The organism is Amphibacillus xylanus NBRC 15112 (assembly GCF_000307165.1).
Lineage (GTDB): Bacteria > Bacillota > Bacilli > Bacillales > Amphibacillaceae > Amphibacillus > Amphibacillus xylanus.
Window position 1 is genome coordinate 564,985 of record NC_018704.1, and the last position, 12,873, is coordinate 577,857.

12 protein-coding genes and 1 pseudogene are annotated in these 12,873 nt (G+C 33.3%); 10 read left to right on the plus strand and 3 right to left on the minus strand.

Annotated elements, in window-relative coordinates:
• Nucleotides 1–72: 72 nt before the first annotated feature.
• Nucleotides 73–624 carry a hypothetical protein gene (locus AXY_RS02920; RefSeq protein ID WP_155835451.1) on the plus strand — a complete coding sequence of 184 codons (552 nt, stop codon included), beginning with the start codon at nucleotides 73–75 and terminating at the stop codon, nucleotides 622–624.
• A 66-nt stretch (nucleotides 625–690) separates the two neighbouring features.
• On the opposite strand, the gene AXY_RS02925 is transcribed toward AXY_RS02920, so the two are convergent.
• Nucleotides 691–1,404 (minus strand): hypothetical protein, encoded by a 714-nt coding sequence (locus AXY_RS02925; protein WP_015009294.1) that lies wholly within the window; start codon nucleotides 1,402–1,404, stop codon nucleotides 691–693.
• A 2,034-nt stretch (nucleotides 1,405–3,438) separates the two neighbouring features.
• On the opposite strand from AXY_RS02925, the gene AXY_RS02930 reads away from it, so the two are divergent.
• The 7 genes and pseudogenes from AXY_RS02930 to AXY_RS02955 all read left to right on the plus strand — a co-directional run bounded on the left by AXY_RS02930 (nucleotide 3,439) and on the right by AXY_RS02955 (nucleotide 8,221).
• Nucleotides 3,439–3,636: a hypothetical protein gene (locus AXY_RS02930; protein WP_015009295.1), complete on the plus strand. Its 198-nt coding sequence runs from the start codon at nucleotides 3,439–3,441 to the stop codon at nucleotides 3,634–3,636.
• A 61-nt stretch (nucleotides 3,637–3,697) separates the two neighbouring features.
• Nucleotides 3,698–4,018: a hypothetical protein gene (locus AXY_RS02935; protein ID WP_015009296.1), complete on the plus strand. Its 321-nt coding sequence runs from the start codon at nucleotides 3,698–3,700 to the stop codon at nucleotides 4,016–4,018.
• Between the two features lie 105 nt (nucleotides 4,019–4,123).
• Nucleotides 4,124–5,449, plus strand: a complete 1,326-nt coding sequence (locus AXY_RS12940) for a hypothetical protein (RefSeq protein WP_015009297.1) — start codon at nucleotides 4,124–4,126, stop codon at nucleotides 5,447–5,449.
• Nucleotides 5,450–5,617: 168 nt separating this feature from the next.
• Nucleotides 5,618–5,860, plus strand: a complete 243-nt coding sequence (locus AXY_RS02945; RefSeq protein ID WP_015009298.1) for a hypothetical protein — start codon at nucleotides 5,618–5,620, stop codon at nucleotides 5,858–5,860.
• Between the two features lie 85 nt (nucleotides 5,861–5,945).
• Nucleotides 5,946–6,170: pseudogene (locus AXY_RS13060) on the plus strand (GNAT family N-acetyltransferase); the annotation flags it as partial.
• A gap of 33 nt (nucleotides 6,171–6,203) precedes the next feature.
• Nucleotides 6,204–6,950, plus strand: a complete 747-nt coding sequence (locus AXY_RS12895; RefSeq protein WP_015009299.1) for a hypothetical protein — start codon at nucleotides 6,204–6,206, stop codon at nucleotides 6,948–6,950.
• A gap of 194 nt (nucleotides 6,951–7,144) precedes the next feature.
• Nucleotides 7,145–8,221 carry a helix-turn-helix transcriptional regulator gene (locus AXY_RS02955; RefSeq protein ID WP_015009300.1) on the plus strand — a complete coding sequence of 359 codons (1,077 nt, stop codon included), beginning with the start codon at nucleotides 7,145–7,147 and terminating at the stop codon, nucleotides 8,219–8,221.
• 178 nt (nucleotides 8,222–8,399) lie between these two features.
• Here AXY_RS02955 and AXY_RS02960 read toward each other — a convergent pair whose 3' ends face one another.
• A complete protein-coding gene (locus tag AXY_RS02960; protein WP_015009301.1) occupies nucleotides 8,400–9,653 on the minus strand; it encodes an IS4 family transposase in 1,254 nt (417 codons plus the stop codon).
• 628 nt (nucleotides 9,654–10,281) lie between these two features.
• Between AXY_RS02960 and AXY_RS02965 the strand changes: the two genes are divergently transcribed.
• Nucleotides 10,282–10,554 carry a MerR family DNA-binding transcriptional regulator gene (locus tag AXY_RS02965; protein WP_015009302.1) on the plus strand — a complete coding sequence of 91 codons (273 nt, stop codon included), beginning with the start codon at nucleotides 10,282–10,284 and terminating at the stop codon, nucleotides 10,552–10,554.
• On the opposite strand, the gene AXY_RS13065 is transcribed toward AXY_RS02965, so the two are convergent.
• The gene (locus tag AXY_RS13065; protein ID WP_269447585.1) at nucleotides 10,549–10,671 is read right to left on the minus strand and encodes a hypothetical protein; all 123 of its coding nucleotides are present in this window, start codon (nucleotides 10,669–10,671) and stop codon (nucleotides 10,549–10,551) included. The genes AXY_RS02965 and AXY_RS13065 overlap by 6 nt on opposite strands.
• Before the next feature lie 478 nt (nucleotides 10,672–11,149).
• Between AXY_RS13065 and AXY_RS02970 the strand changes: the two genes are divergently transcribed.
• Entirely contained in the window at nucleotides 11,150–12,757 is a 1,608-nt protein-coding gene (locus AXY_RS02970; RefSeq protein ID WP_015009303.1) for a xylulokinase, read from the plus strand.
• Nucleotides 12,758–12,873: the final 116 nt, after the last annotated feature.

Consider the following 12,873-nt stretch of genomic DNA (forward strand, 5'->3'; position numbering starts at 1 on the left):
TAGATGAGGTTCAAATGCCCACACTTAATTTTTAAAGGTTGAGATTGATTTGATAATAGGAAGAGATGGGAGGTGAAAGATTTGATTGGTCATTCAGCAGTACTTTTTAGAATAGTTGAATCTTTGATTAATATAGGTGAAGGTGTGTTTATAGCGCTTCTTGTGGCTATCATTGTTTTTTTATTTACTAATTCCGGATGGGGAACCGAGCTCATATCTAGAATAAAACGAAAGATAAACAAAAAAGAAGAAGATCACGAGAAAGAAGAACAATATAAGATTGCACATGAAGGATTAAAAACGGTATCAAGTAAACTTTATGATGAACCTAAAAAATTCGATGTGAATACATTTTTCACAATAAAATCATCCGATTTAAAGAATCTTGATCTGATTAGATTTTACATCAAAGAAAAAATTGATGGAGAGTACATATACTTTGATATAAGTACTGAGTTTTTACTAAAATATACACCGCCCGAGTATTTAAAAAAGGATGAAGATGCAAATATTCAGGTTTATATTCGAAGGTTAAAAAGGAAGAAGGAATTTACCATTGAACGATTAGGAAAAACTGTTGATTCCTTGTCGGTTACAGAATATAAGAAAACTATTAATAACTGATTAATGCAGGTTAAAAGCCTAAACAAAAAGACTCGTAAAAACATTCGAGTCTTTTTTAAATGATTATTAATTGTTCCATGTACCTTCAACGATTTTTTGTAAATCATCTTTTCTCAATATATAATGTGGCGCTTCTTCATTAGAAAGGATAAAAAAGCCTGGATCTTTTTCTTCTAATGTTGTTCGCATATATATGTCGTAGAGATTAGTTTTTTCAATTTTATATCCTTGATTGGGTTTTCTGCTTATCAGGTCCTCAGCCCAGTCTAATATTTCCATTGAGAATAGCGGTGTTGCTATCTCTGGGTAAACAACAAAGTAAGAGTCTTTCTGTAAGACGATTTGATTATCTAATTTTTTTTGTCGATTGATAATATAGATAGGTTCTTTAGAATATAGCTTTTTATTAGAGATAGGGAATGTATTAAAATCAGGGGCAAGATCATCGCGAAAATATAGTCGACGTACACCATTCTTATCGATGACCGTAACGCTATCTATTTCTTCTTTTTCTTTCATTATTGTTGAAAATTCTGTTATGTATATTTTTTTCGGATAAAGTCTGTCATACAGCTTATAGGTACCCCAGCGTTCATTAAGAGCTTGAATTTCTTGTTCTTGTTTAATCCAGTTTAATAGAGTTTCTTCGCGCTCAAATAAATGTATTTGAGACCGCATAGAATCTGGAGTAATGTCCTTTTGTAAATACATTTGTTCTTCACCGTTATTGTTTTTAAAATACAGACAGTAATATGTTTTAGCAAAATCAATTATATTCATTTTTACACCTCTTTTTTATAATTTATCCTCTGATTCATTCTTTATTACTGACTAAAGTATACCAATATTGTGTGAGCTTTTCATCTAACGCACACACTTTTATGGGTAGTTTACAGACCATTGATTATGGTAATAAAGAGCATTAGCTCTTTTAGATAAGCAGGTAGACAAAACAACGATACCTGATGAAATATTTAATTATGCTGTAGCTATGATCTGTAAACTTTTCTTGAAAGCTATTCAAAAGAAAGTGTGGGGTCAGAACTAGCTTCTTAATAAGCTAAAATATCCTGTACCAAAATACTATAATTAGTTGTGGAATGTTTTTAACCGAGTAAATGATAAAAAATTGGTAAATATATTATTTTCTATATTTTTTTGCTATAATAATTATAGCTCTTTTTAACCGCTACATAACAACTACTTTAAATGAATGAGTAACCTATTATTTCCGTTTACAAACGAAATTATATTAAAAAAATACATGGAAACATAATTACCCATAGGGATTGTTATTATAGATGTAAGAAAGAAATAATAAAGATAGCTTCGCAGATGATGAAAGTAAATTGATAGACAAGAATGTCCAAGGCAAAAGGCAGTTTTCTTCATCATGTTATTCGAATCTTTAATAAAAAAGTTAAAGTAACCAGTTTATCATTAAACTTACGCAACCTAAGAAATCCGATGAGAACTTTTCGCACAATAGCTTATCGTGCAATCAATTTAGATAAAAAATAAAATCAAGAATTAAATTGATGCATGCTAGAGTGGAGCTATACATATATGCTTTAAATAGGATCTGTCAATTTTTTATTGACGAAAAAAATAAGGACTCAAAAGTAAGGGGGATTGTAAATGGAAAAGAATTTTCTAAAAACACCTGAAGATGTAAAGAAAAGAGTGTTTCTCTCCATTTGAATTGCGCGACAGGTTTATGGAAAACTTGCAACAAAAGACGAGTTAATAGAGACATTTAATTTATACGATATCGAGTTTAATGATGAACTTAAACTTGAGCTTATCAGTAGATTTCCTGGGATAGATTTAGACCAGGATCGATTAAACTAAGTTGGACAGCTTCCTTTAGGCAACCTAATATTAAGTGATCAATTGCTCGTAGCAGAGAAAAACATGCCAAAAAGATAATGTTGAATATTTACTAAAACGTTTAAAGAACGAGTGATTAAACTTTATCTATCAGGCAAGCTAAGAGCTGAAATCATTAAAAGTATCACCTTACAGTCTCCAGATTTAACAAATGAGCCCGCGAACATAAAAATCATTAATAAAATAACGCCTAAACATAATATACGAGGAGGAAAAATATGCTTCAATTGAAAAAAGAAAAGAGAAGACTCATCATACAGTAGACAACTCGCCAGAAAATATAGACATGGCAGAATTGTATGCAAGGGGAGAATGCTAAGAAGGTGAATTTGTAATTGGACCATTCTATGAATCTAGATCGAACTTCCAATTTAGTTTTGCTGCCGACTCGAACTTAGGTTACTAAATTCTCAAGGAAGATTGATGGCAAAAGATGTGTAGCAAAAAAAGAAGAGAATCACAACTCTTTAAGATCTTCTGTGTTAAACACCGTCAAAATAGATATGGGAACAATCGAATGAAATTTTATAAAAACCAAAACATGAGTAACTTTTGACACATACCCCGTGTTAATGTATATATAAGAAGTAAAATACTGAAGAATAAGAAATGGGTAATTTTGATCAGGGTGTGAGTTAATCTATAAACAAAGAGGCCCTATGAAAAAGAAACTTCTCTATTTTATATCTTAAGGATAGTAAATATGGAAGTTATAGCAACTAGTATATCATTAAGAAGAATGATCCCAATGATGTAATGGTACATTTTTTGTACATGACTTATTATATGATTAACTTACAGAGATAAATAAAAGTAAGAACCAATTAGGTGAATTATGGAATACCTATACATATAAGAAACGAATAGTAATTGACAAAGAGTAATTCATCAATAAATAAGTCTTATAAAAATGGGGGATTGTGAATGGAAAAGAAATATTTAAAGGTACCTGAAGATACAAAGGAGAGGATTTTTCTTTTCATTGGAATGGCGCGAATGATTTCTGGGAAAATTACCGAGAAGGACGAGTTAATAAGAGCGTTTAATTCTTATGGTATTGAGTTTAATGATGAACTTAAACTTGAGCTTATCGATAGATTTCCAGAGATTGATTTAGATTAAGGTTGCTTGGCGTTAAATTCTACTTGCTGAAAAATATAAAAATTAATTTTGGAGGCATACGATGAAAAATGACTATTCACCAAAAAATAATGGTCGGAAAAAGGGGAGTGAATTCAAAGGTTACCTCGATAAAAATGGCTTTGCTGTAGGTTATGAATATGAAGCCATCATTGAATTAAAAGGAGACTGGACGACAAAGGAAACCATTGCCTTTGTAAGTCAAAGTTTTGATACGGATTCAATTATAGAAGTTGATGGACCTAAGGTTAAAATACTATGGAAAATGCCGGAATGGGGTGACGTTGAAGATCTCGGTATACTCTTATATTACTTACTTGATGACGGGGAGTTGGGGAGTTATGACTATTACCGGATAAACTGAAGCTAGAATTATCTGGCGATCAAATAATTGATGTTAATAGATAGACAGACCTACATATTAGTTAGATATAGTTTCATAGAAAAAATTAATTTAGGAGGAATTTACATGAAAAGACTCAAAGAACTAACCAAAAAACAAAAAGTTGTTATCGGATCACTAATAAGCGCTATTCTCTTAATTGCAATCATTGCGGTACTACTGATCGTTACAAATAAAGGAAAAGTTGAAGCTCAACTTGAGCCGATTGAAGTTGATTTAACACTCGAATATAAGGAAGAACTGGAAGAACAATATACATTTGAAATTGGTCCTGAATCAGAAATAATAGTTAACGTTGAGGATATTGTACCAGAAATTGATACGACATTGATTGGCAAAACGAATCATGAAGTTAAAACGAAAGATCTAGATTTAAAGCTGACTGTAACGATTGAAGATACTAGAGAGTTAATTCTTGCTGGTGAAACTGAATTCACTGTTGAATTTGGCTCATCTAAAGAGGACTTTGAAGAGATGATTATTGAAACCTTCACTCCTGATGAAGTTGAAGCAGGTGACGAATTAGAATTTGAATTAGAGTATCCAGAAGAATTTGATTTAAATGAAGAGGGAGAATATGACCTTACACTCGTAGCTAAATTTGCTGATAATCATGACAATAAAACAACCAAAGAATTAACGGTAATTGTCGAAGATAGCCGAGAATTAGTTCTTGAAGGTAAGACTCAGTATACTGTTGATGTCGGTCTATCTAATGAAAATTTCGAAAAAATGGTTCTGCAAAACTTCACATTTGAAGAAGATGACGAACTAGAATTTGAGTTTAAGTATCCAGAAGGCTTTGATTTAGACAAAGAAGGTGAATATGCTCTTAATCTTGTAGCTAGCTTTGCGAATAATAGTAACAACAAAGCAACCCAAGAATTAACGGTAATTGCTGAAAAAGAAGAACCAATTGTTGAACAACCAGTTGCCCAAGCACCAAAAAACAACACTGGTGGAGCTTCTAATAAGCCATCTGATCCTAAACCTGAACCTAAACCTGAACCTAAACCTGAACCTAAACCTGAACCTAAACCTGAGCCTAAGCCTAAGCCTGAACCTAAGCCTGAGCCTAAGCCTGTAGTCGAAGACTTCCCTGTTCCACCTGGGATTCCAAGTGGGGCTAAGCTGGTTGATTCGTACCCAGAAGAGAAATGGCACAAATTTTCTTATGTCAAAGAACTTCCTGGTGGAGGCAAGATTACCAAAATTGCCTATAATGGTCTCAATGGACATGTATTAATGGATGGTATTGATATTGATGGAGAAGCTTTAATATCATACTATTCAGACAGTCTATATTATGAATTCAGAACTCCAAACATATCTCAAGAAGCTGTTAAAGAGCTATTCAGACTTGGAAGAGAAATTCAAAATGCTTACAAATAAATCGATCATAATTTTTAATTTAATTGCACCTATAGTAAATGTTGATACACTATATTATCCGAGTCATGATTTATGCCAAGTCGAGAGGGGTAGAAAATACAGTTATATCGACCTGGCAGTAAATCGGACTCAGACGACTTAAAAACTTTATTGAATAATAAAGATTTCATGGAGATTCAAATTAATGGATTAATAGACGAGCTTAAACTCTTAGGATGTAAAGCTCCTATAATAGCTGCAGTAGGCGGGATTAGTTATTCTAAATTAAATTCAAAAACATATAAAGATAAACTTATAGAAGAATTTGGACCAAATACTAAGATAGTCAGAGTACCTCATTATAGTAATACCAACACACAAATCGACGACAATGATTACACATCTTATCGCGAACTTATTAAAAAAGCTTAGCTGAATAATAAAAGGATTGAAAAACAAAGTAGTAAAGTAAACAAGGTTAGAAAGATTATATAACGATGTCGAATGGTATGCTTACACACAAAATTTAAAGGTTCTTCAAAACGCAATTAGCCAATCACTAGAGGTTATAACCGCCTGGAATGGTGAAGAATTAGTCGGATTAATTCGAGTTGTTGGTGATGGATTAACGATTATCTATATTCAAGATATTCTTGTGCTAAATGTTTATCAAAATCAAGGGATTGCCACCCGATTAATACAAAAGGTTTTGCATAAATATAAAAGTGTTCGGCTTTGGTGGAACTATAACAACAATAAAAAAGGAGAGATACTTATGAGATTAGAAGTATATAATCAAATCAAAGAAAAGTATGGTAAGGCTGGGAGTTGGGCTGTATGGGATTTTAAAGAAGATGGAGAGTTCCGCTATGATCTAAATGGCCGAGGATACTTATTAAACAATGTTGTAAAAAGGTTTAATAATGTCAAAAGTCAAGCAGACCTAGACAAATTGGAACTGCATAACAAGGCTGTGTTAGTTGCTCTAAACTTTGGTCAAAGAGAAGAAACCATTGAAGAGTTTATTGGTGTAAATGAAAAACTAAAAGACGTAGATTTTCATTGCTTTCATGAAGAATTTGATAGGAAGGGTAATGTGAAGGGATATTCTGGAGATCGTCGTCAGAAATACGGCTATCAGGATACCATACTATGGGGAGCTTATATGACTGACTTAATAAAATTCCAAGAGGACGGTACTCTTGCTCCTGTAGCTGATAGTAAATCGAACTCAGACTACTTAAAAACTTTATTGAATAATAAAGATTTTATGGAGATTCAAATTAATGGATTAATAGATGAGCTTAAACTCTTAGGATGTAAAGATCCTATAATAGCTGCAGTAGGCGGGATTAGTTATTCTAAATTAAATTCAAAAACATATAAAGATAAACTTATAGAAGAATTTGGACCAAATACTAAGATAGTCAGAGTACCTCATTATAGTAATACCAACACACAAATCGACGACAATGATTACACATCTTATCGCGAACTAATTAAAAAAGCTTTAGCTGAATAATAAAAGGATTGAAAGATAAAGTACTAGAGTAATAGTAGAGAAAACAAGGAAGATTATGATCAAAACACAGTGCTCAGCTAACTTAAGATTCGAGCAATTCCTAAAGCGGCCGTGCTTAAGTCATAATCTTCTATCTTTCTCTCTCCATAACTAAGAACAGAACATTAAATATTAAACACTGGATGGTGACCTAAATGTACAGTGCTGAAAAAATACTCATACTAGATTTATTGAAAATATTACATAAACATACAGATGAAGATCATAGATTAGCTCAGAAAGAAATAAGGGAAATATTGAAAACAGAATATAATACTACTGTGAGTAGAAAAACGGTTAAAAATAATATAGAAAAACTGATTAGATATAGTGAACGAGCCGATGCGAATGAAATTTTATATCGTACAAAAACGCGGAAGATTAAAACTAAAGATTCAAACAAAGAAGATGAATTGGAAGTACTTTCTGACTTTGGCTATGTTCATGATTTTACCTATGGCGAACTTCGCCTTATTATCGACAGTATCCTTTTTTCCAAACAAATTCCTAGTCGTCAACGTAAAGAGTTAATTGAGAAATTGGAAAATCTATCGAGCAAGCATTTTAATTCGAGAATAAATCATATACGGACTGCGTCTAGTAATGGACCTGTTAATCATGAGTTGTTTAATAATATCGAAATTCTAGATGAAGCGATAACTCATTCTAAGAAAGTTTCTTTTAGATACAATAAATACACAGTTGATGAGAAATCAAATTTAGTTTTACAGTCCCAAACAAATCGTGATGGAGAAGCTAGAGAATATACAATAAACCCCTATCAAATGGTTGCGACAAATGGGCGCTATTACCTAATCTGCAACAATGATCGATACGACACTATCTCCCACTATCGAGTTGATCGGATTACGAATCTTAAAATACTTTCAGAAACAAGGAAGCCAATGAGAGAAGTAAAGGGGCTGGAACATGGGCTAGATCTGTCCAAACATATGGAAGAACATATATATATGTTTACAGGAGAATCTACTTCCGTTCGTTTAAGATTTCATAAAAATTTTCTCAATGAATTTATCGATTGGTTTGGGACAGAAAATATAAGTTTTTCTGATCATGCTGAAGAAGAAGTCACTGCCAGAGTTACCGTAAATGAAATAGCAATGAGAAAATGGGCCTTGCAATATGCCCTCCATGTCAGAGTATTATCACCTGCGAGTTTAGTAGATGAAATAAAAGCAGATATCGATCAAGCACGAGAAAACTATCAATAAATAGATGTTAAGTCAACCATTAGCGTTGCATAAAAGTGTTGTTCACTTGTCAAATCAATAAATTACTCTTAAGTTACTTGAAGTTAAAATTTACCATATTCATTTTGTTTTTAAATTAAAAAAAGTGAACAGTGAACGAAGAGTAGCTCTTATCCACAATTTGGAATATAATTATTTATTAAACAAACAATGGGTCAAAATCAAGTGTATCTAAGTGATCCACCTCGCCTTCGATGTATTGTTTCATAAGGATGCGAAATTCGTGTTCAAAATCATATTTCCGTCGGCCTTTCGAAGTGCGTGTAGGTGGGCGAAACAATGTTTTGACAAACGTCTCGTAACTTTCGAACAACAGATTCTCCAACGTTTTTTTGACATCGAGAAGCTGGCCACTGTGACCCGTATTATGTTGGATTAAAACGGTTAAACAGTAAGTAATTAAGGCAATCCAGATTTGATTGTAAACCGCATTTTGACTTTTACCATAAAACGTTTTTAGTTTTAAATGTTGTTTCATCCATTTGAAAAACGTTTCTATTTTCCAGCGATAACGATAGAGATCACCAATTTCTTTGGCGGATAGCCCAAAACAATTTGTTACAATCGTAACGCTGTTGCCTTCAGCGTCTTCTGTTTCAATTAATCGTAGTGGCTGACCCATTTTCGTTCCAGATACGTCGTTACCTAAATAGACATCTTGGTCTTTAAAAATAAGCTGATCTGGATCAGGAACTTGTTCTGAAAGGACTTCGATTTCAGCATTCTTTTTGAGCCGTGTCAAAAATTGTGTTTCCGAAAGACAAAGCTTTTCAAATTGCTTATAGTCGATGTAACCTCGATCAAATAAGTAAATGGTGTCTAAATCAGTATCGATTAATTCGTCCATTTGTGAGCGGTCCGAATGGATCGCTGGTAATAACTTCGCTCGATCAGGTATCGTATCATCTTTGGTAACAACGACTCTCGCATGTAGTCGAACACCTGCTTTCGTCTTTCGAAATGTCGCCCAAGGATATTGGCTAAGACACATGCTCATTGTCGTTGAATCAATCACTTTTAATCGGGTAATATGACGAATAAGTGGTGACGAATAAGACATTTTCAGTTGGATTTTATTTGTTAAATATAAGAAAGTATTCTCGAATAGTACAGATGGTAATTGACTTAATTTTCGAGACAATTGAGACGTACTGATACTTTCAAACGCTAATTGTCGTTTCATGTCTTGCTTATCTTTCGTTTGTTTCGAAACACTTGTTAAACTTTTAATTTCATAAATTTGTGCCATGATCATGAGTTGAAAGAATCGGTAAGCCGTCAGCTTTTTGACATACTTATCGATATCCATGACGTTGCTTAACTCTAAAAATGTTCGTTCATTAATCAGTTTAATTAGTTCACTAATTGTAGATTTTGTGGTATTCTTGTCCATGTGATTGCTCCTTATTTTTTGGGATTTGGACAGAGCTACCAAACCTAATTATAAGGAGTTTTTTCTGTTTTTAGAAATATTTCGAATAACCACTTGACATTTCGGAAATATGTTTATGCAATACTAATGAAACAAGGGCAATTTTAAGTGAAAATTTAACTGGCATCCAAACTTATTTAGTCATAAAAAAATAAATTTCCCTGACTATCATTCGTTTTTAGCAATTTAATAGGAGAAACACTTATAAAAAATCAAGTTATGAATAATGCAGGTTAAAAGATGAACTTGAGTGTATTTCGCAAAACTTGTGTGTATTTTCGCAAACTTGTGTGCATTTTTGCAAACTTGTGTGCATTTTTGCAAACTTGTGTGTATTTTTGCAAACTTGTGTGCATTTTCGCAAACTTGTGTATATTTTTGCAAACTTGTGTGCATTTTCTTAAACTTGTGTGTATTTTCGCAAACTTGTGTGTATTTTCGCAAACTTGTGTGTATTTTTGCAAACTTGTGTGTATTTTCGCAAACTTGTGTATATTTTCGCAAACTTGTGTGCATTTTCTTAAACTTGTGTGTATTTCGCAAAGTCGTAATTATTACAATTAAATCCTCTTAATAAGGTGGTATCTATATGAGAACTAGTGAAATTGCGAAACTTTCTAGTGTTCATCCCAATACTGTACGACTATATGAAGAGTGGGGGTATCTTTCACCTGCACCGAGAGAGCCGAATGGTTATAGCGTTTATTCTGAACTTCATCTTAAGCAAATGAAGATCGCCAGACTTGCTTTTAGACAAGAATTTATTCGGAATAATTTGCAGAAGCAAGCATCAAGAATCGTTAGACTTAGTGGGCAAGAAAAGTTCAAGGCCAGCTTACAACAAAGTACGGAAATTCTATAAGTTATTAATTTTTCCTTGTTCCATTACTTGTGCTAAACCTTGCTTGTCTATCATGCTTAGCGTTTGCTGATAGTCGTACACCTTGAATTTATCAAGCTCACTTTTATATTCGTTCATGTATTTTTGCAAATTTCTATAATTGTGGTCTTGATCTGTAATGTCAGTAGAAAGGATATGATAAGCTTTTTTTAGTTCATCTCATGTATTTTGAGGATAAGTCTATTCACTATTGTCCACCATAATATCTTCTCCCTTCAAGTGTATCACCAACAATAACAAAAACATTGTCGCTGGTCTCTAAATTGAGGGTTGCATTTCTACTATAAAACGATTGGATTTTAATTATAATAGTCGACTTACCCAACTGGTACGAACCTATTTTAACTAAAACGACTAAAGGCCTAAAACACTCTATTATTGCCTGGAAACATTGATAGATTTAAAGTTAATTAACATTAAACAGAATTAACTTGGACTATGAAACAATTAATGTTATGATTTAGATGATAACTTTACTAGTTAAAAGTTAAGTTTTATTGTACTTGTACGGATATATTATTGCTTATTATCATTGATATTTTTAGGAGGAATGTTTATGAGTCAACAAATTAGACAATCTATTGAAGCAGGTAAAACATCACTTGGAATAGAGCTTGGTTCAACAAGAATTAAAGCAGTATTAATTGGTGAAGATCATAATCCGATCGCTGTTGGAAGTCATGAGTGGGAGAATAGTCTTGTCGATGGCATTTGGACTTATAGTGTTGATGAAATTTGGAATGGCTTACAAAACAGTTATCAAGAAGTAGCACAAGTTGTAAAAGATAAATATGGTGTACCGTTAAAGAAAATCGGTTCATTAGGTTTTAGTGCGATGATGCACGGTTATATGGCCTTCGATAAAAATGATCAGTTACTTGTTCCGTTTAGAACATGGAGAAACAATATTACTGAACAATCATCAAAAGTATTGACAGAGTTATTTAATTATAATATTCCACAAAGATGGACGATCGCTCATCTTTACCAAGCAATTCTAAATCAAGAAGACCATATTTCAGAACTTAATCATGTGACAACATTAGCGGGTTATGTTCATTGGAAATTAACAGGTGAAAAAGTTTTAGGTGTTGGAGAGGCTTCAGGTGTTTTCCCAATTGATCTTAATACAAAATCATTTAATCAAACAATGATAGATCAATTTAATGAATTGGTTGCACCAAGACAATTGCCATGGAAATTAGAAGACTTATTGGCCAATGTTTTAGTTGCTGGAGAGCACGCGGGTACATTAACAGAAGCGGGGGCAAAATTACTTGACCCAACTGGTCAATTAGAAGCTGGTGTTCCTTTATGTCCACCAGAGGGGGATGCAGGTACTGGTATGGTAGCAACAAATAGTGTTGCGGAGCGTACAGGTAATGTTTCTGCTGGTACATCAGTTTTTGCAATGGTCGTTTTAGAGAAAGAATTAGAAAAAGTTCATACTGAAATTGACCTTGTAACAACGCCTACTGGTAGTTTAGTAGCTATGTCACACTCGAACAACTGTACATCAGATCTTAACGCATGGGTGAACCTATTTGCTGAGTACTCTGAAGCAATGGGTATGGAAGTTGATATGAATGAGATTTACGGTACGCTTTATAATCTAGCATTAAAAGGTGATAAAGATACTGGTGGTCTATTATCCTACGGTTACTTATCTGGTGAACATATAACTGGTTTTGAGCACGGTCGACCGCTATTTGTTCGTTCATCAAATAGTAAATTTACATTAGCGAACTTTATGCGGACTCATTTATTCTCTGCCTTAGGCGCAATGAAGATGGGAATGGATATTTTACTTAAAGAAGAAAAAGTTCAATTAGATGAAATTTTAGGACATGGTGGCTTATTTAAGACTAAGGGAGTAGGCCAACAAATTATGGCTGCTGCTCTTAATACTCCGGTAACAGTTATGGAGACGGCTGATGAAGGCGGTGCTTGGGGAATCGCGCTGCTTGCTGCTTATATGATTAACAAAGCTGAGGATCAGCCATTAGATGATTACTTAAACAAAACAGTATTCGCTAATCAACAAGCAACAACAATTGCACCACAGCAGGAAGATGTCGAGAGCTTTGAATTATTTATGGAACGATACAAGGCTGGATTACCAATTGAACGTGCAGCTGTAGATCACTTAAATGAAGTCTATTAATCTTAGAAAAACGACGAGGAAAAGCAATTTTCTCTGTCGTTTTTTTATCTGAAAAACTTTTAAAATAGTACTTGTATTGTTTTTCCCTATTTGCTATTATAATCATGTGAAATACT

Excerpts from the sequence above, each read along its gene's own strand:
- AXY_RS13065 (WP_269447585.1), bottom strand. The coding sequence starts at position 10,671 with ATGAACGAATATAAAAGTGAGCTTGATAAATTCAAGGTGTACGACTAT.
- AXY_RS02965 (WP_015009302.1), top strand. The coding sequence starts at position 10,282 with ATGAGAACTAGTGAAATTGCGAAACTTTCTAGTGTTCATCCCAATACT.
- AXY_RS02935 (WP_015009296.1), top strand. The coding sequence starts at position 3,698 with ATGAAAAATGACTATTCACCAAAAAATAATGGTCGGAAAAAGGGGAGT.
- AXY_RS02960 (WP_015009301.1), bottom strand. The coding sequence starts at position 9,653 with ATGGACAAGAATACCACAAAATCTACAATTAGTGAACTAATTAAACTG.
- AXY_RS02955 (WP_015009300.1), top strand. The coding sequence starts at position 7,145 with ATGTACAGTGCTGAAAAAATACTCATACTAGATTTATTGAAAATATTA.
- AXY_RS02945 (WP_015009298.1), top strand. The coding sequence starts at position 5,618 with ATGGAGATTCAAATTAATGGATTAATAGACGAGCTTAAACTCTTAGGA.
- AXY_RS12940 (WP_015009297.1), top strand. The coding sequence starts at position 4,124 with ATGAAAAGACTCAAAGAACTAACCAAAAAACAAAAAGTTGTTATCGGA.
- AXY_RS02930 (WP_015009295.1), top strand. The coding sequence starts at position 3,439 with ATGGAAAAGAAATATTTAAAGGTACCTGAAGATACAAAGGAGAGGATT.
- AXY_RS02925 (WP_015009294.1), bottom strand. The coding sequence starts at position 1,404 with ATGAATATAATTGATTTTGCTAAAACATATTACTGTCTGTATTTTAAA.
- AXY_RS02970 (WP_015009303.1), top strand. The coding sequence starts at position 11,150 with ATGAGTCAACAAATTAGACAATCTATTGAAGCAGGTAAAACATCACTT.
- AXY_RS12895 (WP_015009299.1), top strand. The coding sequence starts at position 6,204 with ATGAGATTAGAAGTATATAATCAAATCAAAGAAAAGTATGGTAAGGCT.